25 protein-coding genes, 1 tRNA gene and 2 pseudogenes are annotated in these 24,745 nt (G+C 51.3%); 17 read left to right on the top strand and 11 right to left on the bottom strand.

Annotated features, from left to right (window positions below):
• On the top strand, positions 1–1,161 hold the full coding sequence (locus B9P82_RS02540) for a cytochrome b (RefSeq protein ID WP_047501122.1): 1,161 nt from the start codon (positions 1–3) through the stop codon (positions 1,159–1,161).
• 2 nt (positions 1,162–1,163) lie between these two features.
• Positions 1,164–1,966 (top strand): annotated as a pseudogene (locus B9P82_RS02535) (cytochrome c1).
• A 387-nt stretch (positions 1,967–2,353) separates the two neighbouring features.
• Here the strand turns inward: B9P82_RS02535 and B9P82_RS02530 are convergent.
• Positions 2,354–2,989 (bottom strand): hypothetical protein, encoded by a 636-nt coding sequence (locus B9P82_RS02530; RefSeq protein WP_101699899.1) that lies wholly within the window; start codon positions 2,987–2,989, stop codon positions 2,354–2,356.
• Between the two features lie 62 nt (positions 2,990–3,051).
• Positions 3,052–3,408 carry a hypothetical protein gene (locus B9P82_RS02525; protein ID WP_101699898.1) on the bottom strand — a complete coding sequence of 119 codons (357 nt, stop codon included), beginning with the start codon at positions 3,406–3,408 and terminating at the stop codon, positions 3,052–3,054.
• Positions 3,409–3,886: 478 nt separating this feature from the next.
• On the opposite strand from B9P82_RS02525, the gene B9P82_RS02520 reads away from it, so the two are divergent.
• Together B9P82_RS02520 and B9P82_RS02515 are read left to right on the top strand one after the other, a co-directional pair.
• Positions 3,887–4,117 (top strand): type II toxin-antitoxin system Phd/YefM family antitoxin, encoded by a 231-nt coding sequence (locus B9P82_RS02520; RefSeq protein ID WP_049040815.1) that lies wholly within the window; start codon positions 3,887–3,889, stop codon positions 4,115–4,117.
• Between the two features lie 26 nt (positions 4,118–4,143).
• Positions 4,144–4,473, top strand: coding sequence for a type II toxin-antitoxin system RelE/ParE family toxin (locus tag B9P82_RS02515; protein ID WP_049040818.1), 330 nt, complete (start codon positions 4,144–4,146; stop codon positions 4,471–4,473).
• Between the two features lie 110 nt (positions 4,474–4,583).
• Here B9P82_RS02515 and B9P82_RS02510 read toward each other — a convergent pair.
• Both B9P82_RS02510 and B9P82_RS02505 read right to left on the bottom strand, forming a co-directional pair.
• Positions 4,584–4,671: transfer RNA gene (locus B9P82_RS02510), tRNA-Ser, on the bottom strand.
• A 142-nt stretch (positions 4,672–4,813) separates the two neighbouring features.
• Complete coding sequence (locus B9P82_RS02505; RefSeq protein ID WP_101699897.1) at positions 4,814–6,442, bottom strand: ABC transporter substrate-binding protein; 1,629 nt, start codon at positions 6,440–6,442, stop codon at positions 4,814–4,816.
• Between the two features lie 270 nt (positions 6,443–6,712).
• On the opposite strand from B9P82_RS02505, the gene yccA reads away from it, so the two are divergent.
• Positions 6,713–7,372 carry an FtsH protease modulator YccA gene (gene yccA / locus B9P82_RS02500; RefSeq protein WP_016152501.1) on the top strand — a complete coding sequence of 220 codons (660 nt, stop codon included), beginning with the start codon at positions 6,713–6,715 and terminating at the stop codon, positions 7,370–7,372.
• 56 nt (positions 7,373–7,428) lie between these two features.
• On the opposite strand, the gene B9P82_RS02495 is transcribed toward yccA, so the two are convergent.
• Together B9P82_RS02495 and B9P82_RS02490 are read right to left on the bottom strand one after the other, a co-directional pair.
• On the bottom strand, positions 7,429–7,905 hold the full coding sequence (locus tag B9P82_RS02495; RefSeq protein WP_019076424.1) for a hypothetical protein: 477 nt from the start codon (positions 7,903–7,905) through the stop codon (positions 7,429–7,431).
• A complete protein-coding gene (locus B9P82_RS02490; protein ID WP_016152499.1) occupies positions 7,902–8,657 on the bottom strand; it encodes a winged helix-turn-helix domain-containing protein in 756 nt (251 codons plus the stop codon). The genes B9P82_RS02495 and B9P82_RS02490 overlap by 4 nt, the downstream gene beginning before the upstream one ends.
• A gap of 308 nt (positions 8,658–8,965) precedes the next feature.
• On the opposite strand from B9P82_RS02490, the gene B9P82_RS02485 reads away from it, so the two are divergent.
• From B9P82_RS02485 to tusE, 6 genes are all read left to right on the top strand, one after another.
• Positions 8,966–9,709 carry a fimbrial protein gene (locus tag B9P82_RS02485; protein WP_168188429.1) on the top strand — a complete coding sequence of 248 codons (744 nt, stop codon included), beginning with the start codon at positions 8,966–8,968 and terminating at the stop codon, positions 9,707–9,709.
• A gap of 74 nt (positions 9,710–9,783) precedes the next feature.
• Entirely contained in the window at positions 9,784–10,290 is a 507-nt protein-coding gene (locus B9P82_RS02480) for a CS1 type fimbrial major subunit (RefSeq protein WP_016152497.1), read from the top strand.
• Positions 10,291–10,362: 72 nt separating this feature from the next.
• Complete coding sequence (locus B9P82_RS02475; RefSeq protein WP_101699895.1) at positions 10,363–13,080, top strand: TcfC E-set like domain-containing protein; 2,718 nt, start codon at positions 10,363–10,365, stop codon at positions 13,078–13,080.
• A gap of 1 nt (position 13,081) precedes the next feature.
• Positions 13,082–14,239: a CfaE/CblD family pilus tip adhesin gene (locus B9P82_RS02470; protein ID WP_019076420.1), complete on the top strand. Its 1,158-nt coding sequence runs from the start codon at positions 13,082–13,084 to the stop codon at positions 14,237–14,239.
• Positions 14,240–14,249: 10 nt separating this feature from the next.
• Positions 14,250–14,801 (top strand): LuxR C-terminal-related transcriptional regulator, encoded by a 552-nt coding sequence (locus B9P82_RS02465; RefSeq protein ID WP_016152494.1) that lies wholly within the window; start codon positions 14,250–14,252, stop codon positions 14,799–14,801.
• A 69-nt stretch (positions 14,802–14,870) separates the two neighbouring features.
• On the top strand, positions 14,871–15,200 hold the full coding sequence (gene tusE / locus B9P82_RS02460) for a sulfurtransferase TusE (protein ID WP_016152493.1): 330 nt from the start codon (positions 14,871–14,873) through the stop codon (positions 15,198–15,200).
• Here tusE and yccX read toward each other — a convergent pair.
• Both yccX and B9P82_RS28800 read right to left on the bottom strand, forming a co-directional pair.
• Positions 15,197–15,478 carry an acylphosphatase gene (yccX, locus tag B9P82_RS02455; protein ID WP_016152492.1) on the bottom strand — a complete coding sequence of 94 codons (282 nt, stop codon included), beginning with the start codon at positions 15,476–15,478 and terminating at the stop codon, positions 15,197–15,199. The genes tusE and yccX overlap by 4 nt on opposite strands.
• A gap of 34 nt (positions 15,479–15,512) precedes the next feature.
• Positions 15,513–15,659: pseudogene (locus tag B9P82_RS28800) on the bottom strand (AraC family transcriptional regulator); the annotation flags it as partial.
• Positions 15,660–15,772: 113 nt separating this feature from the next.
• Between B9P82_RS28800 and rlmI the strand changes: the two are divergent.
• Both rlmI and hspQ read left to right on the top strand, forming a co-directional pair.
• A complete protein-coding gene (rlmI, locus tag B9P82_RS02445) occupies positions 15,773–16,984 on the top strand; it encodes a 23S rRNA (cytosine(1962)-C(5))-methyltransferase RlmI (RefSeq protein WP_101699894.1) in 1,212 nt (403 codons plus the stop codon).
• Positions 16,985–17,041: 57 nt separating this feature from the next.
• Positions 17,042–17,359 (top strand): heat shock protein HspQ, encoded by a 318-nt coding sequence (gene hspQ / locus B9P82_RS02440; RefSeq protein WP_016152490.1) that lies wholly within the window; start codon positions 17,042–17,044, stop codon positions 17,357–17,359.
• A gap of 67 nt (positions 17,360–17,426) precedes the next feature.
• On the opposite strand, the gene B9P82_RS02435 is transcribed toward hspQ, so the two are convergent.
• Positions 17,427–17,840 carry a CoA-binding protein gene (locus B9P82_RS02435; RefSeq protein WP_101699893.1) on the bottom strand — a complete coding sequence of 138 codons (414 nt, stop codon included), beginning with the start codon at positions 17,838–17,840 and terminating at the stop codon, positions 17,427–17,429.
• Between the two features lie 171 nt (positions 17,841–18,011).
• Here B9P82_RS02435 and B9P82_RS02430 point away from each other — a divergent pair, with 171 nt between their 5' ends.
• Positions 18,012–18,674 (top strand): curli synthesis inhibitor, encoded by a 663-nt coding sequence (locus tag B9P82_RS02430; protein WP_016152488.1) that lies wholly within the window; start codon positions 18,012–18,014, stop codon positions 18,672–18,674.
• Between the two features lie 93 nt (positions 18,675–18,767).
• Positions 18,768–19,226 carry a methylglyoxal synthase gene (gene mgsA / locus B9P82_RS02425; protein WP_016152487.1) on the top strand — a complete coding sequence of 153 codons (459 nt, stop codon included), beginning with the start codon at positions 18,768–18,770 and terminating at the stop codon, positions 19,224–19,226.
• Positions 19,227–19,258: 32 nt separating this feature from the next.
• Here mgsA and helD read toward each other — a convergent pair whose 3' ends face one another.
• On the bottom strand, positions 19,259–21,313 hold the full coding sequence (gene helD, locus B9P82_RS02420) for a DNA helicase IV (RefSeq protein ID WP_101699892.1): 2,055 nt from the start codon (positions 21,311–21,313) through the stop codon (positions 19,259–19,261).
• A 125-nt stretch (positions 21,314–21,438) separates the two neighbouring features.
• Here helD and B9P82_RS02415 point away from each other — a divergent pair, with 125 nt between their 5' ends.
• Positions 21,439–21,885, top strand: a complete 447-nt coding sequence (locus B9P82_RS02415) for a YccF domain-containing protein (protein ID WP_016152485.1) — start codon at positions 21,439–21,441, stop codon at positions 21,883–21,885.
• Between the two features lie 18 nt (positions 21,886–21,903).
• Positions 21,904–24,057 (top strand): YccS family putative transporter, encoded by a 2,154-nt coding sequence (gene yccS / locus B9P82_RS02410; protein WP_016152484.1) that lies wholly within the window; start codon positions 21,904–21,906, stop codon positions 24,055–24,057.
• Here yccS and B9P82_RS02405 read toward each other — a convergent pair.
• Complete coding sequence (locus B9P82_RS02405; protein ID WP_016152483.1) at positions 24,035–24,649, bottom strand: TfoX/Sxy family DNA transformation protein; 615 nt, start codon at positions 24,647–24,649, stop codon at positions 24,035–24,037. The two genes, yccS and B9P82_RS02405, sit on opposite strands and share 23 nt — an antisense overlap.
• Positions 24,650–24,745: the final 96 nt, after the last annotated feature.

Genomic DNA, 24,745 nt, shown 5'->3' with positions numbered 1-24,745 from the left:
ATGAGGAGTGAGCGCGTCTATTCGCTTCGCTGGCGTATCCCGTTTCCTCGCTCGATTGCCGGACTCTGGGTATTCGCAATCGGCGCCATCCTGCTGGTTATACTCGGTGTGCAGATCCTTACGGGTATCGTGCTGGCGATGTTTTACGTGCCGACAGCCGAGCTGGCATTTGACTCCATTATTCATATTATGCGTGCGGTTCGCCATGGAGAACTGTTACGCAACATGCATGCTATTGGCGCGTCGCTCTTTTTCTTTGCCTGTTATCTGCATATTTTTCGTGGCATGTACTACAGCGTTTACCGCAAGCCCTGGACGACAATGTGGATGATTAGCGTGACGCTATATATCCTGCTGATGATGACCGCATTTCTTGGTTATAGCCTTATCTGGGGGCAAAAAAGCTACTGGGCGGCCACGGTAATTACCCGCTTTGCCCAGGCCATTCCGCTGGTGGGTGATACCCTTTACGCATATTTAGTCGGCAGCCATACTCCGGGAACGCCGATGCTTGGCCGCTTTTTTGTTCTCCACTTTATTCTTCCCTTTGTGATTGTTGGAGCAACGGTTTTTCATATTCGCACCGTACAGTCGGCGTTTGCGCAGGCGATGAAAAAGAGGTTTAGCGAGAAAGAGTCCAGGAGCCTGCTGTTCGATTACAAAATTACCGATCTTGATGCCATCAAAATCATCCTTTTTTTGATGATCTTCGCCTGGTTCTTATTCTTCGCGCCGCACTATCTGAGCAGCGCCGATAATTTTATTCCTGCGGACCCAACAGTTACACCCGCGATTGTTGCGCCGGAATGGTATTTTCTCCCCTTCTTCTCCATCTTGCGTTGCTTCCCAAATGAATTCGTTGGCTTAGCCGCAATGTGCAGCTCGGTACTGATTTTCTATTTCCTTCCCTGGCTTGATACTTCCCGGGCTCGTTTTCGCCATTACAGCAAACTGGTTAAATGCGGATTCTGGCTGTGGGTCATTAATGCCTGCTTTTTAGGCTGGTTAGGGTCGAAAGCGCTGGTTGGCCCCGATCTTATTGACGGTTTCCGTAACGAAGAGGGCTGGATCCGTGCCGCATCGCAGCTTTCGACTCTCATTTGGTTTGCCTGGTTTTTAATCGTATTACCTTGCCGTCGTTTTCTGGAAAAACAGGACTGATGATGAAACAACTATTGAAAATCAGCATTCTGTCCTTTTCTCTGTTGGGACTGGGTTCCTCCTATGCGCAGGAAGCCACGCCTGAACGGCAGGAATGGAGCTTCAGCGGCATCAATGGCCAGTATGATAAAGCGCAGCTTCGGCGTGGCCTGCAGGTTTATGAAGAAAGTGTCGCGCTTGTCACGGCATGAAGCACCTTAGCTTTCGGTCGTTGACCAGGCCCGGCGGTCCGGAACTCACGGCTGAAGAAGCAAGAAGTATCGCCAGCGGCTATCAGTTTCCTGAGCTTCAGGATGACGGCCAGATTGGTGAGCGAGACGGGACGCTAAATGACAGCTTCATCTCGCCGTATCTAAACGAGCAGGAAGCACGATACCTTAACAATGGCGCTTCTCCCGTTGACCTGAGCTATATCGTGCGTGCCCGCTCATACGATCGCGGATTCCCGCAATTTCTGTTGGATGCTTTTCTGCCCTACACGGACCAGGGAGCAGATTACGTCTACGCACTGCTAACCGGTTATCAACCTGCCGATCCCGAACTGAAGGCTAATCGCTATTTTCCCGGTGGCGTGATTAACATGCCGAAACCGCTGACCAGCGGAGAGATTCAATGGCGCCCGGCGTCGCTACAAGCTGAAACGGAGGAGCAATATGCCAGGGATGTTACCGCCTTTCTGGCATGGGCGGCCGACCCAACGCTCGCAGAACGAAGACAGCAGGGATATTACGTTATGGGCTACCTGGCCTTTATGCTGGGGCTGCTATGGATATTACGACGAATGAAAAGACGTTCGCTCATGTAGGCCTTGCCAGATATGAAGATGATTCAGTTCGTCAGCTTTCCGCCGGGCAGCAGCGCTGAGTTGCACTTGCGCGACTAAGGCTGGAGAAAGATGGCATGACATAAACTGCACAAAACGAAAAAACCCCGAGCTATTAAATAGCTCGGGGTTTATGTTTGGCGGAAGCGTAGAGATTCGAACTCTAGAACCCTTTCGGGTCGCCGGTTTTCAAGACCGATGACAATTTCAATAAAATCAATGATATGATATTTGTTCTTAGTAAATTGTACGAACTTTGCACCCAGAAAAAACAACATGTTAGGCACAACCTTGAAGATAGTATACCAACACTTTCAAAGAAATCTGCCTTCCATGGCTATCAATTCCGGTTCATCATAATCACCATCATCAGGTGGTGTTCCCGGCATTGGCGGCCGGGGATGTATTAGTGCCACTGCCCCCCCCCTTTTTTCTTAATCCCCTCACCAGCATTCCCAGTAAATCTTTTCCATCCTGACTGCGTAAAAAATCCGGCTGCACAGTAATATTTTCAGCCACAAATTTTAAATCATCGCCGGGCAGAGATTCTTCAAGAACGGCAATAATTGTCTGCATGGGTTGCGGCGCCTCTGGTTGGCGCTCCTGAATGTACCTGTCGACTTCAGTTCGGATACTCTGCACAAAATGATCGTTTTTCTGAGACTGCATGGCTTTTCGCCCCATATCCTGTGAGGCCTTAAAAACACGGTTGGTTACATCAGCCAGCGTTTCATTTGCTTTGACGGCGTTAACCAGTTTGTTGCTTAATTCAGTCCATGCGTTTGCGTATTCAACAACAACGTTTGCTGATAATGCGGTCGCTACCGCTGATGCAACGGCGCTTAATTTGCCAAATGAGGCACTGACTTTTTTTACGGAATTATCAGTTTTGTCAAAACCCGACTGCATTTTTTTGTTCGCGCTATCAACCTCTTTTTGTGCGATCAATAAAGGGGCTGTCTGGGCATTTACTGTGTAATAAATGCCTCCCAGGTCTTCTGACATGATTTCCTCCGGGCAATAAAAAACCCCGCCGGAGCAAGGTTTTAGTTATTTAAAATTATTATCTATTTAGCGTTAAAACACCCTGGCAGGGTTTTATCCAGTATCAGGTTGCCTTCAACCGTAAACCCCTGAACACCAAATAAAAATGCGTACATATAGTGTTCGACAACAACATTAGTTAATCCCACAGCGCAACGATCTTTCTCAATAGCCTTGTCCGCTGCTTCCTTAACATTTGGCATACCGAGAGGGAAAATAACTATCGCGGAACTATCCTCCCCGGTAACACGATTACCGGTGACAAATTGTCCTCCGTTCATATTGTAATTTTTAGTGCTTGCCACCGTCAGATCAGCAACGCGCTGACTGCACCCCGATAAAAATAACACTCCCAAAATACACATCGCCACTCGTTTCATTTTACAACTCCATGCCTGGAAAAATCGCACCGTATCACTACGCGCGAACAGTGCCAGAGCGAATCCGTGATTTTAACAACTTTAGGAATTTATAAAAATTAACTGAAATTATTCATTAGAAGTAAACATTCACTGCAATAGATGATCTTAATAACAGTGATTTTTATCACGATGAGTTATTTACGGATACTAATCTATTAGTCTCTTCGTTTAAAAGTGCTGTTGGCGCGGAATATATTCGGTACTGGCGGTGAGTTTGTTGTGACGACAAACAAAGGCGGTCGGGTGATCCCGAAACGTTGAATAACTGGTGGAACGATGCGAAACGAACTGCAGAGCAGAAAGCCGGCGTTCCGTTCGGCTGCAAAGTGAAGGTGACGCCGACGTTGGACGCTCCATTCATTGAAAAACAACACCGTTGCATTTAGATCAAATTTAGACTAAATTAAGACTCCCATAACTGATAAAGGACAGTGCGATGCGAATTGAGACTATTAGCTTCGTTAAGAAAAACGCAGCTTCTCTCAATTTATCTGAGCCGATCCTAGTAACACAAAATGGCACTCCCGCGTACGTTATCGAGTCTTATGAACAAGTGCAGGAGCGGGAAAATGCTATTGCTCTTCTGAAGCTACTCACACTGTCTGAGAAAGATAAATCTGACGGTAAGGTACTTTCGAAGGAGCAGTTACTGGATGGGCTTATATGAGAGAATACTGATATAAGGATCCTGTAATGGAAAGCGTCAAAATCGAATACACGCATACAGTCAAAACCTGCATTGATGACATTGCCAACTATCTGCATCACGTTGACGTGGAAGTGAAGCCCGTGATTACCGACATTCTTGAGCAGTTTGAGAAACAGGTCAGCCAGTTTCCCCTCGGTTGCCAAGTTTGCCCGGAGTTGATCAAGATTGGGGTTGCAAAGTATCGTGAGTGTAACACTGCAGGTGGTTATAGAGTTTTGTATTCGGTAGATGGTTCAACGATTACGGCACATGCAATTTTATCACACCGCCAAGACGTCAAACAGTTGCTGTTTAAACGACTAATCCAAGCCTAAAAATCTCCCGCTTCGGCGGGATTTTTTTCGTCTAAGTTCTGACAGATGAGGAAAATATTCCAGTAGCCAAAACAACAAGGGGCTACCTTTCGGTAACCCCTTGTTTAATTTGGCGGAAGCGTAGAGATTCGAACTCTAGAACCCTTTCGGGTCGCCGGTTTTCAAGACCGGTGCCTTCAACCGCTCGGCCACGCTTCCAATGAGGCGCACTATAAACATCCCGAACGGACCTGTAAAGCACCAATGCGTTCGTTTGCCTGAAAAACAGCCAAAATATTGTTAATCGACTGAAATAACAACAGATTGACCGTTTATTCAGCACAAATACTGGCTACAGCGCTTAATGTTTTTTGATGAACATATCTTTGGTGTAGTAATTTCCCCGGTTATCTGGCGCAAATCCTCCCACCCACGGCTTCACAAGATGCGTGCGGACATAGTGGTAAACTGGAATCGCTGGCACATCCTCTCCTAAAAGGTCTTCAGCCTGCTGGTAGTATTTGCCTCGCTCCTCCAGCGAAGTTGCTTTCGCCGCATTGCGCATCGCGTCATCAAAAGCGGGATTGCTGTACCTGGTGGTATTCTCGCTATCGCCGGTACGGAAAATATTGAGGAAACTTGAGGCATCATCATAATCGGCGATCCATGCGTAGCGCACGACGTCAAAATTACCGGTGTGCATGGTATCCAGCATGGTTTTCCATTCCTGATTTTGCAGCTTGGCTTCAACGCCGAGGTTTTTCTTCCACATTGACGATGCGGCAATGGCAATACGCTGGTGCGTTTCGAAAGTGTTATAGAGCAGATTTAGGCTAAGCGGATGCTCAGGGCCATAACCGGCTTCAGCCAGCAATTTCTTAGCTTCGGCAATGCGTTTTTCGAGCGGCCACGCCGCATATTCCGGCGCATGCAATTGCACTCCCCCTATTTCCGGCTGGCTGATAACCCACGCCGCGCGTTGCCCCTGCCCCATCACCTTTTGTGCGATGATGTCTTTATCTAACGCCATATTCAGCGCCCGGCGCACGCGCGGGTCATTAAACGGTGCTCGAGTCGTATTGAACTGATAGTAATAGGTTGAAAGCTGAGGTGAGACATGGAGTTCATCGCCCATCGTCTTTTTCAACTGCGCGAACTGATTGACCGGGACGCTATACACAATGTCGATTTCGCCGGCCTTATAGCGGTTAACGTCTGCGGACTCTGAACTGATGGGCAAATAAGTGACCTTATCAATGACGGTATGCCGATCGTCCCAATAATGCGGGTTACGCACGGCAACGATGCGCTCATTGACTACCCACTGCGATAACTTGTACGCCCCGCTGCAGACAAAATGTTCTGGCCGGGTCCACTTATCACCAAAGCGGCCGATCAGCACTTTATCCAGCGGAACCAGTGACGGGTGCGCCAGCATCGCCAGAAACGCCGCCGTTGGCTGCGTCAGGGTAATTTCCAGCGTGCTATCATCCAGGGCTTTGACCCCGATATCGGCAGGATCTTTTTTCCCTTGGGCAATATCGAGGGCGTTTGCTACGTGCATATTGCCCAGATACGAGGAATAAGGTGAAGCTGTTTGCGGTGAGACCAGACGCTGCCAGCTCCAGACGACATCCTGTGCGGTGATGGCAGACCCATCTGACCAGGTTATGCCCGGACGTAAATGAAAGGTCCAGACGGTGTTGTCTTTGTTCTCCCAGGACGCGGCCAGCCGGGGTTCGATAGACCCATCCGACTTAACCGCCACCAGTCCGTCGAACATATCGCTGATTAAATTAAACTCAACGTTGCTTTCGACTTTATGCGGATCCAGCGACGCTGGCTCACTGCCATTGTTTCTGACCAGTTCCTGTTTTTCTGCAAGAATTGTTCCTGCGGGAACATTTGCCGCCATCGCCGCGCCGTTGATAGACATCAAACAGACAGTCAACAGCGTAAACGTCAATATCTTCGATTTATGTTGAATCATTCCCTTTACCTTATTGCTCTGTTTTATGTAGACACCGCTGTCACTGTCAGAGAGAAACAGGAATAACGCAATATTTTTCAGTCACCTGGCAGATATCTAACAGGCATTTTTACACATATAGTGCTAACATCTGATTCGGGAGCTTTTGTTGAAATAATATGCTTAAGCCTGGCGGGTTAAAATGCGTAAAGATGGGTAAAACCGCTGTGTCATTCCCCTTGATTTCATTATCCTCCATCATTAATTACATCTGTCATAAGAGAGTGACTCATGGATCGTATTATTAGTTCTTCACGCGATCGTACATCGCTACTCAGCACGCATAAGGTGCTGCGCAATACCTATTTCCTGCTCAGCCTGACGCTGGCGTTTTCGGCGCTCACTGCGACTGCCAGTACCGTACTGATGCTGCCTTCTCCGGGGCTTATTCTGACGCTGGTGGGTATGTATGGTCTGATGTTCCTGACCTATAAAACGGCGGATAAACCGGTTGGTATTCTGTCAGCTTTCGCTTTCACCGGCTTCTTGGGCTACATTCTGGGACCGATCCTGAACACATACCTGTCTGCGGGCATGGGTGATGTTATCGCCATGGCTCTGGGCGGTACGGCGCTGGTCTTCTTCAGCTGCTCAGCCTACGTGCTGACCACGCGGAAAGACATGTCCTTCCTCGGCGGTATGCTGATGGCAGGGATCGTGGTGGTGCTGATTGGTATGGTTGCGAATATCTTCCTGCAGTTGCCGGCTTTACATCTGGCGATCAGCGCGGTGTTTATTCTGATTTCTTCAGGCGCAATCCTGTTTGAAACCAGTAATATCATCCGTGGCGGTGAGACCAACTACATCCGTGCCACCGTCAGCCTGTACGTTTCGCTGTACAACATCTTCGTCAGCCTGCTGAGCATTCTGGGCTTCGCCAGCCGCGATTAATCAGCATCACTGATACGAAAAAAGAGAATGCCATTGGCATTCTCTTTTTTTATACCTTATTGACCCCGGCAGATATAGGTAGGATAGCGCCGGTCCTGAATAAGCCACACAGCAGGTGAAAGTTCAGAGATCGTCAGGTAGTAGCGTGAGGTCGGATAGGCGAAACTCCCCCATTGGGCATTCGGCGTATTGTCATTGTGGCGAAGCCAGGTTTTGGTGTAGGTCAATACAATGACGTTGTCATCGTCCCGCTGCTCCCACGTAAAGTCTACATCCCTGTCAACGATAAAATTTTGCCCGCCAGCTCTTGCCGCACCTTTATAGGTGGTCAACCCTGTACCGTCCCGATGAAAATAGAACTGAGCAAGGGCATTTACCTTCACTTCACTTGCTTTCCCTTCATTGCGCGTAAAGTTAAATTCAGTGCTGCAGGCCAGCACATCGCTTTTTCCCGTCGCGCCGCAATAGTAAAACAGCGCCAGCGCGCCGCCGACCAGGGCTCCGCCCAGTCCAAAAAGAAGCCTTATTTTCATTTTCCAGCCCCGTTTTTATAGCGAATGGTCTTGCACAGACGTGTTTTATTGACCGGGCAGGCCCCGATAAACAGTTCATCAGCAGTTGCAAGCGAAAAACGGGCGCTGAAAAAATAAATAGCATACTCCTCGCGCTCGCAAGCCACGTCATTGGCCTCCAGTCGCTCAGCTAATTTTGATAGCACTAACGGCCGTCCATGATCTTCGATAACCCAGATACTACAACGCGCGATTTTTTCCTGGACCGGCTTTAATTTCGCCGGAACAGTTATCTCCTGCGGGCGGCTAACGTAAAAGATCGCTCCCAACGGCACGGCAATCAATGCCCCTATTCTGAACCACTTTTTCAGGGATACTCGCCGGGGCAGAACGTCTTGTTGCGCTGAGGGGGGTTGCGGATCAACGGCTTGAATTTTCTCTCCAGGCTGAAAAATCACATCAGCATCAAAACGGAAACCATAGCGCGGGACAGTGACGATCAATTCGTGCCCCTCTCCCAGAGACTGGAAGCTTTTACGCAGTTCGCTTACCGCTTTATTGAGATTATTTCCTGATGGCGTAAAGCCAAATTCTTCCCACACGCGAGCGATCAATTCCTCCCGGCTTAAGTCGCGTCCTCGGTGTTTAATGAATTCCTGTAAAAGACGAACGGCTGGCGCCGAAAGTGTTAATACAGACTCGGGTTGTCCAACAAGACTTATTGCATGTGCTTCAGGATCAAATAACAACGAATTATTGCATATAAAAAACATCTTTTATTCTCGGCTGTTACCGCATGCTTTTTATTCCCTGGTACGTCGATATGAAAACCGCCCCCTGACCTGCTTATTTTTTCATCAGAAGGAATTTTCCTCCCATCCTTGGCCGCGGTATTTTCGCTTAACTATACAACCTTAAAGCCAGAAAAGCAGGATAAAAAACTGTATATAACGAGTTAACTAATACAAATTTTCACAAATCGCTGTTCTGGTTAAAGTTTCCCTGCCCTGAAGCGATACGAAAGCAGACGGTGTCCTGGTGTTAACGCGCCGCCTTTAAACTCAGAGCAGGCAGACTGATTGTGAAACAGAAAAAAAGAGTGAGCATGACAACCGCCTTTTATGTCGCCGCGCTGTCATTGCCATTTTTCTCAGAAATGACAATGGCCAATATGAGCGTGTATCCCATGGAGCTGAATGTAGACAGATCCGGTGCGGCGCAAATTAAGGTGGCTTCAAAAACGGATGATATTCAGTTCATTCGGGTGAGGCAAAAGAAAATTCTTAATCCCGGAACGGCCCAGGAAAAAGAAATTGACGTCGCTTCGTGGAAAGAAGGTGGCGTGGTGGTTACGCCCGAGAAATTTGCTCTAGCTGCAGGCGCGATGCGCGTTGTTCGTCTGGTATCGCTTATACCTCCGAAAAAAGAGACCACCTGGCGTGTCTATTTTGAAGGGGTAAAACAACCTGACAGCATTATTCCGGGCAAGGCAGAAACCTCTGCAGCAATGGCGACATTAGGTGTCAATGTGATCTGGGGCGCACTGGTCCACATTGCTCCAGAAGAAAACGTAATTTCACTGTCGATTGACCCTCGCCGGGGAACGTTAAAAAACAACGGCACATTGCGTGTGCCGCTCAGAGAGATTGGTATTTGTGATGCTATTTCATCGTGTAAATGGATAAAAGAAGACGCGACGATTTATCCGGACACTGAACGGAAATTAAAAACGCTCACTATGAAACAGGGTCAGAAATATAAGTTCCGCTACTTCAACTGGGTGAATAAAACCGCTGAAGAAGCTGATTTACCCGTCGTGCAATAACACGACGGCACAGTAAAAACCCACGTAGTTTGTTTAAAGAGCCAAGGTGCTCATTTGTAAATATGGAGATATCAATGCGTAACTATATTAAACCTCTGATGATTGTTGCCGCGATGGCCTCGTCCTTTAGCGCGCTGGCGATTCAAAAAGATATTACCGTCAACGCCAGCGTTGACTCACAGTTGGATATGACTCAGGCCGATAACACGCCACTGCCGGCCAGCATCGACATGCAGTACCTGCCAGGTCGTGGGCTGGAAAGCTACCGCCTGAACACCAAGGTGTGGTCTAACTCCGCCACCAGCAATGTCAAAGTGCGCCTCGTTAGCGCAGCTAAGCTCACCAATATGGATGGCGACGAGACTGTACCGATGACGGTGATTCTGGGTGATAAAACACTGTCTACCACCGATGCCGAATTTACCGGAACTGAACTGTTCCCAGGCAGCATTGAAAACGGTTCAGCGGTACTGCCACTGACCATTTCTCAGACCACCAAAGGCATTCTGAAAACCGGTCAGTACAGCGGCGTTGTCAGCCTGATGCTGACGCAGGCGACGACCACGGAAGGCGGTGCGTAACACCACAGTACATAAGGGATAACGTCAGAGGGTGCCCACCCTCTGACGTCAGGATGATGTCGAGGCTTGGTCATGGCGTTTCACAGAAATACTCTCCTCTTGGTTGCTTTATTACCCGCATCCATCCAACTCGCCTGCGCCGAGATGGCCGTCCCGGCAGGTTTCGAAGATCTGGCGAAAACGCAGCGCCTGTGGATAGAGGTTAACCTCTATGGCGAATCGCTTGGCCTTTTTGAAACGGATATCACACTTGAATCGGTAAGTTTTGTCGCACCCGAAACCGTGGTCGCGGCTATCAAACGTCAGTTTAATGACGCTCCTGCCCTCGTCGCCACTGTGTCTGCAGCTCTCGCCGTTCCACTTGCCCGTAACGGCAACCTGGCGTGCAGCAGCAATGGCTCCGCAACGGGATGTGATCACATTGATACCCATCGTGCGGCCATTATCTATGATGAGAATAACGCGCGCATTAGCCTGTTTTTGGACAAGAAATTTCTGCCTAAACAGACCACAGAAAACCAGTGGTATCAGCCTACGCAGGGCACTGAGAATGCGTTGATCCATCAACAAAATATCAATTTTGTTGCCGACAGGGATTACCAGTCAGCCACCGTTCAGGGCAATGGCGCGTTGGCCATGACGCAGGACGGCTACTTTAATCTCGACTGGACCTGGCTGGGGCAGCGTTCAAGGCACCAGCAGCAACAAGAAATAACCGTCAACAATGCCTGGTTTCGCCAGGATATCTGGCGTCAGTACTATATTCAGTTAGGCGAGATGGATACCCGCGATCTGTTCAGTAATGCTGGTGGGAATATCAACCTCAGCCAACTGCCGCTGGGCAAAATTCGCGGCATGCGCACAGGCTCGACAAGGGCATGGATCAATCCGGTTCAGCAGTCAAAGGGTACCCCCATCACCGTGCTGCTTTCCCATGATGCACGTATTGACGCCCGCCGGGGCAATCAGCTGCTGGCCAGTTTTTATCTCAATGCCGGGGCTCAGACCCTGGACACGCGATCGTTCCCCGATGGGAGCTATACCGTGACGCTGTCCGTCTATGAAAATAACCGGCTGACACGTACCGAGCAGATACCGTTTACCCGCACCGGTATTACGCCGTTTGACCGCGTCGAGTGGTTCCTGCAGGCGGGCGAAACCGACAATAACAATCAAAACGATGAACGTAGCACGGTCGCTCAGGCGGGTGTCCGCCTGCCTGTCACTCCAACGCTGGCACTCACCAGTGGCGCAGCGATAAAGAAAAACCAACGTTTTCTGGAAAATGCACTCGACTGGAGTCGTGGTTTCAATGCGGGTCCGATCGATGGCGTACTCTCGACCCGGTTTAGCTACCTTTACGGCAGCGAAGGACAACGCGGCAATATTCAGCAAATCAGCTATAACGACGGTTTTTCACTGAGCTTCTATCGCAACGCGTTATCAGCGGAAAACTGCAATACCCGAAGCGCGGGATATGACGCCGTAAATGGCTGTTACCGAAGCCTGTCGGTGATGTTCTCCGTCCCTGTCGGCACCTGGTACGCCAGCCTGGGATATTCGGATAACCGCAACGAAGGACGATACGTTTCTCGTCGGGAACTCCCGGACAGTGACGATCGCCACGATGCAGGCTTGCCCAGGGAGTCGGTTTATATGACCCGCTCACGCACGCGGGCCTGGCAGGGTGGCTTGAGTACGGCTTTCAGCACGCGCGGTCTGAACATCAACAGCAGTATTAACCTTTTCATGCGTAACGATGACTCGCGCGAAGGCAGGGATAAAGGCGGCTACCTGAGCGTGAGTCTGTCAATGGCGCATAACCGTCAGGGCAATGCGACAAGCTATACCTCTCTGGGCGCGACATGGCAGCACCAGCAGCATGATAAAAACCAGCTGAGCTATAACGTGGCGCACAACTGGTATGCCGACGCACGTGGTGAAAATGAGTATGGACTGAGCGCATCAGGTATTAACAGCGATTCACTCAATACCTCTGCCTACACGCGCCAGGGCGGACGATATGGCAACGGGAGCCTGACAGTCAGCGATGCCTGGGATCGTCAGGATCGGCGCCATACCCTGAGCAGCAGCGGCAATTACAACTCCACGCTTGCGCTGTCGCGCTCTGGTCTGTGGCTGGGCCGCTGGAGCGACGGACGTCCTGCTTCAGCCATCGCGGTTAACGTTGCCACACCGGAAGATTCCCAGGATCCGAGCATTGCCGTGTCGCTGGATAACGGCGGCAGTGCAGACATTCCAGGCAATAGCCGCGCCCTCTTCGCCGTGCCGGGCTATCAGCAGACTACGTTGACGATTAACGAATCGCTGGATGTCTCGCGGGGTGCCAGCAGTGAAATCACACAAGGTTCAGGCAGCAGAACGTTGTTTATGGTGCCAGGCAAACTGCTCCGCCGGGACGTGCAAACCACGGCAAGCTACACCTGGCTCGGCCAGTTAACTGACGAGCAACATTCGCCGTTTATCGGCGGCGTGCCACTGAACGTTAACGGCTGGAGCGACCTTGGCAACGGCGGGTTTAGCGCTCAAAGCGACGCTCTGCTGCATAACCTCTACCTGGTGCGTCAGCAGCAGTTTTATCAGTGCGAGCTGAACGTAAAGAGTATGCGCGACGTCGTGCGTTACGTCGGGTCGATCCCTTGCCGGGAATTAACCTTCTCTGCCCTGCCGGATACTGTCCAGCAACAGGCTCAGCTGATGCTCGCCGGACGATCGGTACCAACGGGTCCAACTGCCATGAATGCAAACAACGTCACAAAAGGGAAATGATGTGAACAAGCACTTAATTATTTTACTTTTTTTAAGTCTGTGGGCGGGCCAGACCCAGGCAGCGGCCCCTGCCGGAAGAAACACCAGCGTCGATATCAGCTTCGATCGCATGGCCCCCCCCGCGCGCTTTGATATCTGGGTTCATGAACCGAGCGGCTATGATGTCGCCGATCCGCAAAAATGGGGACGTAATACCCTGACGTGTCTGTCCCGTACCGACTCCGCAGTGGGCGCCTGCATGACCGCCCCGGTCTGGTTCACGGCGAACCCAGGGACACCTTATGCCATCAATTTACGTTTTACGCATGCCCTTACCAGCAAAACGGTGGATCTTAAGATTTATGGCGACCACTACATGTTTATCAATAATAAAGTTTTTACCTATGCCAGTTTTGTCACGGGAGGGACAAATATTGTTGCAAACTGGAACAGAGAACCTTACTTCGATTTCTATATCGTGAAAAGCGAGCTGGAAAAGCTCGCTCTGCCGGGTATCTGGACCGCAACGCTGAAGCAGAACCTGCGTGAATGGGATACTGCCAACTGCGGCGGGAACTTCAACGACGTCAATACCGGATGTCCAGGCTATCGCGCCATTGCTAGCTGGCAGGCCACGATACGCATTGAGGTTGTCGATCCGGGTAATCAGCAGATTTATCTGCCGGCATTTCCGCACTCAACGCCTGTCGTTAACCTCAACCTGACCAACTTCCCGGGGCGGCCGGGTGGCAGTGAAATCCAGGGTGAAAACACGCTGGATATGTGCCTGTACGACGGCAAAAACAGTACCAGCACCCGCACTTATCTTCGGTTTGAGGACGACGGACTCCCCTCAACGGACCGTGCGGAAGAGGCATTTTCAATCCGGCGACGCGGCGGAAGTCAGACCGATGCGCGGGATCGTCTCGACTATCAGGTTTTCGTCACTAATCCCGTCACGGGCGCGACCGAAACCGTCGCCAACGGTAAAACCCTGGTCTGGCAAGGCACCAACGATCCGCAGCATCTGCGTCAGGTCGTCCTGCCCGGCGGACGTGAGAGCGTACTGTGCGTACCTGCCCCTATTGTTCTGAAAACCCCAGCGTTTGCAGCCAGCAGTAAAAACGCCGGGGATTACACCGGCACGCTACGCATCATCTACACACCCAGTACGTTATAAAGAGGCCGCCGTGAATTACGTCATTCTTGATAATAATCGTTTTTATGCCGAAGGGTTGCGCTACGCCCTTCTGCGCCGTAACGCTCACACTCAAGTTGAGAGCGGCGCGTTACAGTGGCACCGTTCGCTGTTGGCCTGCGACACCCTCGTTGTGCGTTGCCGCTTTTCCGTCGCGAGGACGCATCTGGCGCTGGTCGACATTCTGCTTCAACTGGAGGCCAGGCGCTGGGAGGGAACGGTTTATCTGGTGTGCAATGAAAAAGGCTGGGCACTGGCCACGCATTTACGAAAGCGTTTTGCCACGCTGACCTTACATATCATTGATGACAGAATTGCCGTCGTGGATGCGGCGTATCTGCTTGCTAAAGAGCCCCGTCGGGTACGCAGTCTGAATTGCTGCCTGACTGGCATGGAGTTCAATGTTCTCGACAGGCTGGTTAACGGTCAATCGGTAAAACATGTTGCGCATATGACGCAGATTAGCGAAAAACAGGTTTCGACGTATAAATGCAACGCGCTGAAGAAGCTTAATGCCAACAATCTGCTACAGCTTCTTCTGTAGGTCGAGGTTTCTCACGCCGCCCCTTATTTGCTAAACTAAGGGCGGTTTTTACTTTATCGACAGAGCACTATGTTCATTTTTGCAGGCCATGAAATTGAGACCGATAGCGAAGGCTATCTGAAAGACACCACGCAATGGAGCGAGCCGCTGGCGGAGAAAATCGCCGAAAACGAAGGTATCGTTCTCTCCCCCGAACACTGGGAAGTGGTGCGTTTCGTTCGCGAGTTTTATCTGGAGTTTAATACCTCCCCCGCAATCCGCATGCTGGTAAAAGCGATGGCCAACAAGTTTGGCGAAGAAAAAGGCAACAGCCGTTATCTCTATCGCCTGTTTCCGAAAGGCCCAGCTAAGCAGGCAACTAAAATTGCCGGCCTGCCGAAACCGGTGAAATGTATTTAATAGCGGATACTAAATCCCTTTAGCTCGTCGCCAGGGCGGTGCGGTTCGCTGAGAACCCGATCAACCCTGGCGCTGCGCGGTCCCCCGGCTTTCAACCACTTCATCAGTTGTTCCACCCGCTCGCTTTCGCCACAGGCGACAACTTCTACGCTGCCGTCATCCATATTCTTCGCATAGCCGGTCAACCCCAGCCGTTGCGCTTCATGCTGGGTGGTGTAGCGAAATCCTACCCCCTGAACCCGGCCATAGACCCAGGCGATGATGCAGACTTTCGACATTGCGGTTCTCCTTATCAACATAAATGAAAGAACAGGTACCGATGGACAGATGACCGGCAATCTCCTGAGCTGTCCATAGATTAGCAGGGGATAACTGAATAAGTTGTCGCACCTGTTCAGTGAGATTAAACCGTCGCTCGATAAGCAGAGGCCCCGCCACACCATCATGCAGTAGCGCCAGACGCTGATGATTGACCTCATCATCTGTGCTACTCTACGCGCCATTTTATTTTAATGGTTTCAGGTTGGTACTTTCATCCAACCCGCGTCACTGTTTGTGAGAGGTTGCTCCGCATGACTGAATCTACAATTCCACATTATCCTCGTTTAGTGTTAGCCAAGGGGCGCGAAAAATCATTACTTCGCCGCCATCCATGGGTATTTTCCGGTGCGGCCGCACGTATGGAAGGTAAAGCCAACCTCGGTGAAACCGTTGATATTGTTGACCACCAGGGGAAATGGTTAGCGCGCGGTGCGTTTTCTCCTGCGTCGCAGATCCGTGCGCGCGTCTGGACCTTCGATAAGTCTGAATCCATCGACATTGATTTCTTTACCCGTCGTCTGCAGAAGGCGCAGACATGGCGTGACTGGCTGGCGAAAAAGGACGGTCTGGACAGCTACCGTCTGATCGCCGGAGAATCCGACGGCCTGCCGGGTGTCACTATTGACCGCTTCGGCAACTTCCTGGTATTACAGTTGCTCAGCGCGGGTGCTGAATACCAACGCGCCGCGCTGATTAGTGCTCTGCAAATTGTTTTCCCGGACTGCGCTATTTATGACCGTAGCGATGTGGCCGTGCGTAAAAAAGAAGGTATGGCGCTGACCCAAGGGCCCGTCACGGGCGAACTGCCGCCTGCTCTGCTGCCTATCGAAGAGCACGGGATGAAGCTGCTGGTTGATATTCAGCACGGTCACAAAACCGGCTATTACCTCGATCAACGCGATAGCCGCCTGGCGACGCGTCGTTATGTGGAAAACCAGCGTGTCCTGAACTGTTTCTCCTATACCGGCGGCTTTGCGGTCTCCGCATTAATGGGCGGATGCAGTCAGGTGGTCAGCGTCGACACCTCTCAGGAAGCACTCGATATTGCCCGCCAGAACGTGGAACTGAACAAGCTGGATCTGAGTAAAGCCGAGTTCGTGCGTGATGATGTCTTCAAACTGCTGCGCGCCTATCGCGATCGCGGTGAGAAATTTGATGTCATCGTGATGGATCCGCCGAAATTTGTCGAAAACAAAAGCCAGTTGATGGGCGCCTGCCGCGGTTATAAGGACATCAATATGCTGGCTATTCAGTTGCTGAACCCAGGCGGCGTACTGCTGACATTCTCCTGCTCCGGGCTGATGACGACCGATTTATTTCAGAAAATCATCGCTGATGCCGCAATAGATGCTGGTCGTGATGTACAATTTATAGAGCAGTTCCGTCAGGCCGCCGATCATCCGGTGATCGCTACCTACCCGGAAGGGCTGTATCTGAAAGGGTTTGCCTGTCGCATCATGTAACTTGAAAAGTGGAATATTACCCTTACATAGAGGGTATCTATTTCCCGGGAGGTGACTATGATTGCCAGCAAATTCGGTATCGGCCAGCAGGTCCGCCATTCCCTGTTAGGTTATCTCGGAGTGGTCGTGGATATCGACCCGGAATATTCGCTTGATGAGCCGTCAGCCGATGAGTTGGCGGTTAACAGCGAACTTCGCGCCGCTCCCTGGTATCACGTGGTGATGGAAGACGATAATGGTCTGCCAGTGCATACGTATCTGGCCGAAGCGCAACTGAGTAGCGAGCTACAGGAAGAACATCCGGAGCAACCGTCAATGGATGAACTGGCGCGCACAATCCGTAAACAGCTTCAGGCTCCGCGCCTGCGTAATTGATACTAACACAGGCCCGATGGCGCTTCGCTTATCGGGCCTGTGCGTTTCATCCGGCGACAGTCCAACTTTACTTCGCCAGTCCCAGTCGCGGGATCTCAATCGCCGGGCAACGATCCATCACCACCATCAGCCCCGCATCACGCGCCAGCACGGCCGCCTGCTCGTTAATTACGCCAAGCTGCATCCATAGCGTCTTCGCGCCAATGGCGATAGCCTCCTGAGCGACGCCCCACGCCGCTTCAGAATTACGGAAGACATCGACCATATCCACTTTCTCTGGCACATCCGCCAGCGTTGCATAGCCCTGCTGCCCCAGCAGCATTTTCCCGGCAACCTTCGGTGAAACGGGAATAACGTGATAGCCCTGGTCGAGTAAATACTTCATCACGCGATAGCTTGGGCGATCGGGTTTATCGCTTGCGCCAACCAATGCAATCGTGCGGGTAGATGTCAAAATGCCAGCAATATCGGTCTCTTTCATCGTTTTCCTCCAGGCTGTTTAACAAAGTGTACGACAAACCTGGCCCCGCAACCATTCATCCCATACTGGCGTATGAGAGCTAAACTCAAAAATATGTCTATATGTTAGTAAACGTGATTATCGAAAAATTTAGATACATGTTTGCAGCTATTTTCTGGACAGGAGAAACCTATGAAAGCCGGCATTGTGACAGCCTTAATTGCCCTGTGTTTGCCGGTAACCGTTTTTGCTACCTCATTACGCCTGTCTAATGATATTGACCTTTTGGTGCTGGACGGAAAAAAAGTCTCCAGCTCATTACTGCGTGGCGCCGACAGTATCGAGCTGGAAAATGGTCGCCACCAGCTCGTATTTCGCGTAGAAAAAACCATTCGCTTGTCCAGCCACGAAGAACGTCTGTATATTTCGCCTCCGCTGGTCATCAGCTTTGATACGCAACTCGTCAGCCAGGTTAATTTTCACCTCCCGCGTCTGAACAATGAGCGGGATACAGCGCATTTTGATGACGCTCCACGCGTGGAATTGCTGGATGGGGACTCCATGCCTATCCCCGTCAAGCTGGATATTCTGTCAATCACATCCACAGCAAAAATCGTGAATTATGAAATGGAAACTGAACGCTATAACAAAGCGGCTAAACATGCGTCATTACCGCAGTTTGCTACGATGATGGCCGATGACAGCTCGCTGCTTTCCGGGGTATCTGAACTGGATCGCGTGCCGCCTCAGTCGCAAACGCTGACCGAACAGCGCTTAAAATATTGGTACCAGCAGGCCGACGCACAAACGCGAAGTAACTTTTTGCAATGGGCTCAGAAACAGCCTCCTTCATGACATTTATGTTCGCATACGCATTTTTTTTGTCTTTCTCTTGCAGCGTCAAGAGCTTCCAGTACTCTGTAACCAGGTTAACTTGGGAGCTGTACTATGGAATTAACAACTCGCACATTGCCAGCGCGTAAACATATTGCGCTGGTTGCACACGATCACTGTAAAAAGATGTTGATGAGCTGGGTGGAACGCCACCAGCCGTTGCTGGAAAAGCACGTTCTGTACGCCACAGGCACGACGGGAAACTTAATCCAACGCGCAACGGGAATGGACGTCAACGCCATGCTGAGCGGTCCGATGGGGGGTGACCAGCAGGTGGGTGCGCTGATTTCAGAAGGGAAAATTGATGTGCTGATTTTCTTCTGGGATCCGCTGAACGCCGTACCTCACGATCCTGATGTCAAAGCCCTGCTGCGTCTGGCGACGGTATGGAACATTCCGGTTGCCACCAACGTGTCGACCGCCGATTTTATTATCCAGTCGCCAAACTTCAACGATGCAACGGACATCTTGATCCCAGATTACGCCCGCTATCTGGCAGAGCGCCTCAAATAAACGCCAGGCAGGCGGCAATTGCCGCCTGCTATTCAGGGTTTTCTTGCTACCGGAACATCCAGTTGTTTAAGCTCATCAACAAAGCACGACGGTGTTTCTTTATTAAACAGCAGCCATACCCGATGCCGTGCCCGCGTTAGCGCCACATACAGCAAGCGTCTCTCTTCAGCATCCGGGAAATCCTCCACCGCCGGAAGCAACGCCTCTTCCATAATCGACTCGCGGGCCGGGGCGGGAAAACCATCATTCCCATCATGAAGCCCCACAACAATAACGTAATCTGCCTGCTGTCCCTTACTGGCATGGATAGTCATGAAATCCAGCTGTAGCTTAGGCCAACGGGTGGCAGCTTTCTCCAGACTGGCAGGTTTCAGATGATGGTATCGCGCCAGCACCAGAATTCTCTCTTCTGCCTTCACAAATCCCGACAGCTTATCCAGTAGCAGATCCAGCTGGCTTTCATCGAGCAACGTGACGGCTTTTTTATCGCCTGCCATCAGACTGTTGAGCGGTTTCGTAAGCTGATGAGGGTTTTGCTGGATAAACTGGTTTGCGACTTCACCGATGCGGCTATTAAAACGGTAAGTCGTATCCAGATTACAACGGTCGCCCTCGCCGAAGTTTTGCTGGAATGCGGTGGTCAACGAAAGCTGTGCTCCGCTGAACCGGTAAATTGCCTGCCAGTCATCCCCTACGGCGAACAGCGTAGTGTGTGAGTTTTGCTTGCGCAGTGCGGCTAACAGGGCGGCACGCTGAGGAGAAATGTCCTGAAATTCGTCGACCAGAATGTGTTTCCACGGACTGATAAACCGCCCTTTTTCCAGAATGACAATGGCCTGATGAATCAACCCGGAAAAATCGACGGCATTCTCATCCTTCAGGGCGCCCTTCCAGGCCTTGAGCAGGGGAGACATCAGCTTAATGCGTTTACTGAACAGATCGCGAATCTCCTCCGGAGCATTGGCGATCATCTCAGCCTGCGCTCCGCCATGCATACGCATCAGGCTAACCCAACGATCCAGCCGGGAAGCCAGCCGGCGCTGTAATTTTTCGTCATCCCAGAAGTTACCTTCGGGTACAGACCACTGCATCTCTTCTTCTAACCATTGCCGCCAGCCTTTGGCCTGTGCCTTTTTCTCACTGCACTGTTGACGCCAGGTCGTGATAAAAAGTTTGCTACGCGCGGCAACATCATTTTCCAGCTTGCTAACCGTCGGGACTTTTTTGCTCCCCTGCGAAATAATGTGCAACGCCAGTGAATGAAACGTCCTCGCGGTGATCTCTTCCGTATGCAGACGTTCACGGATGCGATCGTCCATCTCCTGGGCCGCTTTGCGTCCAAACGCCAGCAGCAGGATTTGTTCGGCCGCCGCTTCCCCTCGCGCAAGTAGCCAGCCCGCACGGGCGACCAATACGGATGTTTTGCCGCTTCCGGCCCCCGCAAGAACCAGTAATGATTGTTCGCCGTTCACCACCGCCCGCGCCTGGGCCGGATTCAGCGGCGAGGACTCAATTTGCTGGAAAAATTCGGCATGTTCTTCCAGCATGGCATCGGTATACGCCTGGTTGTGCTGTAAGCGACAAGCTTCAATGTCCTTCAACCATGCCTGGCATTGACGTAACGCCTCACGGCAATTTTCAAATTCTTCCAGCCGGTTGATCGGGAGCGGCAATGCGGCAAAGGCGCGGCGGATCTGCTGCTGTAGTCCTGACGTCTGTTCGCGCGTCAGCCATTTATTCTCACTGGTGCGGGTGGCGATCGCCTCCAACTGCTGCTGTAAAACTCCCGCAGCGACGTCGCTCATTTCCTGACTCCACTGCTGCCAGAGCGAATTCAAATGGTGATGGAAGCGCTGGGTTTCAGCCCATTCAGTGCCGTGAAGACGAACTACCTTATCATCCGGGAGCACAAACTCCAGCTCACCCCATACCAGGCCGCGTTTACAATGAATAGCCAGTAACTGATTGAAGGGAATAAGATACTCGTGACGATCGCCGGAAACCTTAATCCCGGCATTGAGAATAACGGCCCGATCGTAAGGGTGTTGTGCCAGACGTTTTCCAAGAGAAGTTGCTTTCAGTTCCATAAGACTCAAGCGGATCCACACGAAGAGGTTTGCTTATCAGTGTAACCGCCAGAGAAAACGTGCTCCAGCCCAAAAAAACGTTACAATTGCCGAATTCACAGAAAACCAGAGTTAACCGAGGGTTTATGCGTACTGTTCTGAATATTTTAAATTTTGTGCTCGGGGGATTCGCCACCACCTTAGCCTGGTTACTGGCTACGCTGGTCAGTATTGTGCTGATTTTTACTCTCCCCCTGACCCGCTCATGCTGGGAAATTACCCGACTCTCGCTGTTTCCCTACGGTAACGAAGCGATTCATGTCGATGAGCTTAATCCAGCGGGCAAAAACGTCCTGTTGAATACCGGAGGCACCGTGCTCAATATTTTCTGGCTGATTTTCTTCGGCTGGTGGTTGTGCCTGATGCACATTGTCTCCGGTATTGCCCAGTGCATTACGATTATTGGTATCCCGGTTGGCATTGCGAATTTCAAAATCGCGGCGATTGCACTGTGGCCGGTGGGGCGCCGGGTGGTGTCAGTTGAAGTTGCTCGCGCAGCGCGTGAAGCCAACGCGCGTCGTCGCTTCGAATAATCAGGACCGATGGCCTTTATGTTAAGTCCTCTGCTCAAACGCTATACCTGGAACAGCACCTGGCTGTACTACGTGCGGATTTTTATCGCGCTTTGCGGCACAACAGCGCTGCCCTGGTGGCTGGGTGACGTTAAGCTGACCATCCCGCTCACGCTGGGTATGGTCGCAGCCGCGCTTACTGACCTGGACGATCGTCTTGCAGGCCGCCTGCGCAATTTGATCATCACGCTGGTGTGCTTTTTCATTGCCTCGGCCTCGGTCGAACTGCTCTTCCCATGGCCATGGCTGTTTGCCCTTGGGTTAACGCTTTCCACCAGCGGCTTTATACTGCTGGGGGGATTAGGGCAGCGCTATGCAACCATCGCCTTTGGCGCGTTGCTGATCGCCATTTACACGATGCTCGGCACCTCGCTTTACGATCAGTGGTATCAGCAACCGATCCTGCTGCTCGCGGGCGCCATTTGGTACAACCTGTTAACCCTGACCGGACATCTTCTGTTCCCTATTCGTCCGTTGCAGGACAATCTGGCGCGTAGCTATGAACAGTTAGCGCACTATCTGGAACTGAAATCGCGTCTTTTTGATCCCGACATAGAAGATGAAAGCCAGGCGCCGCTGTATGATTTGGCTCTTGCGAATGGGCAACTGATGGCGACCCTAAACCAGACAAAGGTGTCACTGCTGACCCGCCTGCGCGGCGACCGCGGACAGCGGGGAACACGTCGCACGCTACATTACTATTTTGTGGCGCAGGATATTCACGAACGCGCAAGCTCCTCGCATATTCAGTACCAAACGCTTCGCGACCATTTCCGCCACAGCGACGTGATGTTTCGCTTCCAGCGCCTGATGTCGATGCAGGGGCAAGCGTGTTCGCAACTGTCTCGCTGTATTTTATTACGCACGCCTTATCAGCACGATCCGCACTTTGAGCGCGTCTTCACCCATATTGATGCTGCACTTGAGCGCATGCGCGCGAGTGGTGAGCCTGCCGACCTGCTCAACACGTTGGGATTTTTGCTGTCAAACCTGCGGGCCATTGATGCCCAGTTGGCTACCATTGAGTCCGAACAGGCTCAGGTACTTTCGCGCAATGAGTCTGAAAATCAACTTGCCGATGACAGCCCGCATGGGTTCAGTGATATCTGGTTGCGTCTGAGCCGTAATTTCACGCCTGAGTCCGCCCTGTTTCGTCATGCTGTTCGCATGTCGCTGGTGCTCTGCGTCGGCTATGCCATTATCCAGATAACCGGAATGAACCACGGGTACTGGATCCTGTTGACCAGTCTGTTTGTCTGCCAGCCAAACTACAACGCCACCCGACATCGTCTGGCACTAAGGATTATCGGCACATTAGTCGGGATCGCCATTGGGTTACCGATCCTGTGGTTTGTACCTTCTCTCGAAGGGCAATTGATCCTTCTGGTGATCACCGGCGTGTTGTTTTTTGCCTTTCGTAACGTCCAGTACGCGCATGCCACCATGTTTATCACGCTGCTGGTGCTGCTGTGCTTTAACCTGCTCGGTGAAGGTTTTGAAGTTGCACTTCCGCGCGTCATCGATACGTTGATCGGCTGTGCCATCGCCTGGGCTGCTGTCAGCTTTATCTGGCCAGACTGGCGTTTTCGGAATCTGCCGCGAGTGATTGAACGGGCCACTGACGCTAACTGTCGTTATCTTGATGCTATTCTCGAACAATATCATCAGGGGCGTGATAATCGTCTGGCATACCGTATCGCCCGCCGTGACGCGCACAATCGTGATGCGGAACTTGCTTCGGTGGTGTCGAACATGTCGAGTGAACCGGATGTCACGGCCCAAACACGCGAAACGGCGTTCCGCTTGCTGTGTCTTAACCATACGTTTACCAGCTATATTTCCGCCCTCGGCGCACATCGCGAGCAGTTAACCAATCCTGACGTCCTGGCATTGCTGGATGATGCCGTCTGCTATGTAGATGATGCGCTTCACCATCAACCTGCTGATGAGCAGCGCGTATACCAGGCGCTGGAAGATCTGAAGCAGCGAATTCAGCATCTCGAGCCACGTCCGGACAGTAAAGAGCCGCTGGTCGTACAGCAAGTTGGGTTGCTGATTGCCCTGCTCCCGGAGATTCGGCGATTACAGCAACAAATTGCTGTGCTGCCATCTAATACCCCGGTTCCGGCGTAAGAGAACTCACCCACTCCACCAGCTCCTGGCGACGCGTCGCCGGGAGCGCGGCTTCATGCACCCCGTCAACCGCTCCTTCAAGGGCATAGAGTATTTTTACCGTTAAGGCAGGGTTATTTTGCCGAAGTTTCAACCAGCACATCTGAGCTCCCAGCGATCGCAATGTCCCCTCATCCTTAATTCCTGCTTCATTTAGCAAGGTCTCCAGATGAAACGTCATATTCGGTAATTCCCGCAGGCGATGTTGTGCAAAGCGACTCTGTTTTTCCTTAACGGCTGCATCGAGTGAAAATTGTGATAGCGATACTAACTGCTGCTGGTTCTGCCACAGGGTATCGTTCACCTGGTAATAATTGAGTACAACCGGACGCCCGCGCTTGATAAATGTTAGCCAGACAGGAGAATTTTTTACACAGTACTGGGCGCTCTGCTCACAGGCGCGAAGATATAACTCACCGCTGGCAACCATGGCAAAGACCGTATCACCAACCGTCAGACTATAGCCGCCAAACAGTGAGCGGTAGTGAATTGTTCCCAGAGAAGCCAGATATTCTTGTGATTTATAGATTCTTGCATAAGACTTTTCTTTCATAAAAATCCTTTTAAATCATAACGTAAGCAAATAATTTGCAGTAGCAGATCCGTTAATGACGAAAATAGGCAACTTATGCGTATGGGGCAAGATGAA

The sequence above is a fragment of the Citrobacter sp. L55 genome (assembly GCF_002850715.1).
GTDB lineage: Bacteria > Pseudomonadota > Gammaproteobacteria > Enterobacterales > Enterobacteriaceae > Citrobacter > Citrobacter braakii.
This window is presented reverse-complemented; position numbering and strand designations above follow the sequence as displayed.

Excerpts from the sequence above, each read along its gene's own strand:
- B9P82_RS02540 (WP_047501122.1), top strand. The coding sequence starts at position 1 with ATGAGGAGTGAGCGCGTCTATTCGCTTCGCTGGCGTATCCCGTTTCCT.
- B9P82_RS02530 (WP_101699899.1), bottom strand. The coding sequence starts at position 2,989 with ATGTCAGAAGACCTGGGAGGCATTTATTACACAGTAAATGCCCAGACA.
- B9P82_RS02525 (WP_101699898.1), bottom strand. The coding sequence starts at position 3,408 with ATGAAACGAGTGGCGATGTGTATTTTGGGAGTGTTATTTTTATCGGGG.
- B9P82_RS02520 (WP_049040815.1), top strand. The coding sequence starts at position 3,887 with ATGCGAATTGAGACTATTAGCTTCGTTAAGAAAAACGCAGCTTCTCTC.
- B9P82_RS02515 (WP_049040818.1), top strand. The coding sequence starts at position 4,144 with ATGGAAAGCGTCAAAATCGAATACACGCATACAGTCAAAACCTGCATT.
- B9P82_RS02505 (WP_101699897.1), bottom strand. The coding sequence starts at position 6,442 with ATGATTCAACATAAATCGAAGATATTGACGTTTACGCTGTTGACTGTC.
- yccA (WP_016152501.1), top strand. The coding sequence starts at position 6,713 with ATGGATCGTATTATTAGTTCTTCACGCGATCGTACATCGCTACTCAGC.
- B9P82_RS02495 (WP_019076424.1), bottom strand. The coding sequence starts at position 7,905 with ATGAAAATAAGGCTTCTTTTTGGACTGGGCGGAGCCCTGGTCGGCGGC.
- B9P82_RS02490 (WP_016152499.1), bottom strand. The coding sequence starts at position 8,657 with ATGTTTTTTATATGCAATAATTCGTTGTTATTTGATCCTGAAGCACAT.
- B9P82_RS02480 (WP_016152497.1), top strand. The coding sequence starts at position 9,784 with ATGCGTAACTATATTAAACCTCTGATGATTGTTGCCGCGATGGCCTCG.
- B9P82_RS02475 (WP_101699895.1), top strand. The coding sequence starts at position 10,363 with ATGGCGTTTCACAGAAATACTCTCCTCTTGGTTGCTTTATTACCCGCA.
- tusE (WP_016152493.1), top strand. The coding sequence starts at position 14,871 with ATGTTCATTTTTGCAGGCCATGAAATTGAGACCGATAGCGAAGGCTAT.
- yccX (WP_016152492.1), bottom strand. The coding sequence starts at position 15,478 with ATGTCGAAAGTCTGCATCATCGCCTGGGTCTATGGCCGGGTTCAGGGG.
- rlmI (WP_101699894.1), top strand. The coding sequence starts at position 15,773 with ATGACTGAATCTACAATTCCACATTATCCTCGTTTAGTGTTAGCCAAG.
- hspQ (WP_016152490.1), top strand. The coding sequence starts at position 17,042 with ATGATTGCCAGCAAATTCGGTATCGGCCAGCAGGTCCGCCATTCCCTG.
- B9P82_RS02435 (WP_101699893.1), bottom strand. The coding sequence starts at position 17,840 with ATGAAAGAGACCGATATTGCTGGCATTTTGACATCTACCCGCACGATT.
- B9P82_RS02430 (WP_016152488.1), top strand. The coding sequence starts at position 18,012 with ATGAAAGCCGGCATTGTGACAGCCTTAATTGCCCTGTGTTTGCCGGTA.
- mgsA (WP_016152487.1), top strand. The coding sequence starts at position 18,768 with ATGGAATTAACAACTCGCACATTGCCAGCGCGTAAACATATTGCGCTG.
- helD (WP_101699892.1), bottom strand. The coding sequence starts at position 21,313 with ATGGAACTGAAAGCAACTTCTCTTGGAAAACGTCTGGCACAACACCCT.
- B9P82_RS02415 (WP_016152485.1), top strand. The coding sequence starts at position 21,439 with ATGCGTACTGTTCTGAATATTTTAAATTTTGTGCTCGGGGGATTCGCC.
- yccS (WP_016152484.1), top strand. The coding sequence starts at position 21,904 with ATGTTAAGTCCTCTGCTCAAACGCTATACCTGGAACAGCACCTGGCTG.
- B9P82_RS02405 (WP_016152483.1), bottom strand. The coding sequence starts at position 24,649 with ATGAAAGAAAAGTCTTATGCAAGAATCTATAAATCACAAGAATATCTG.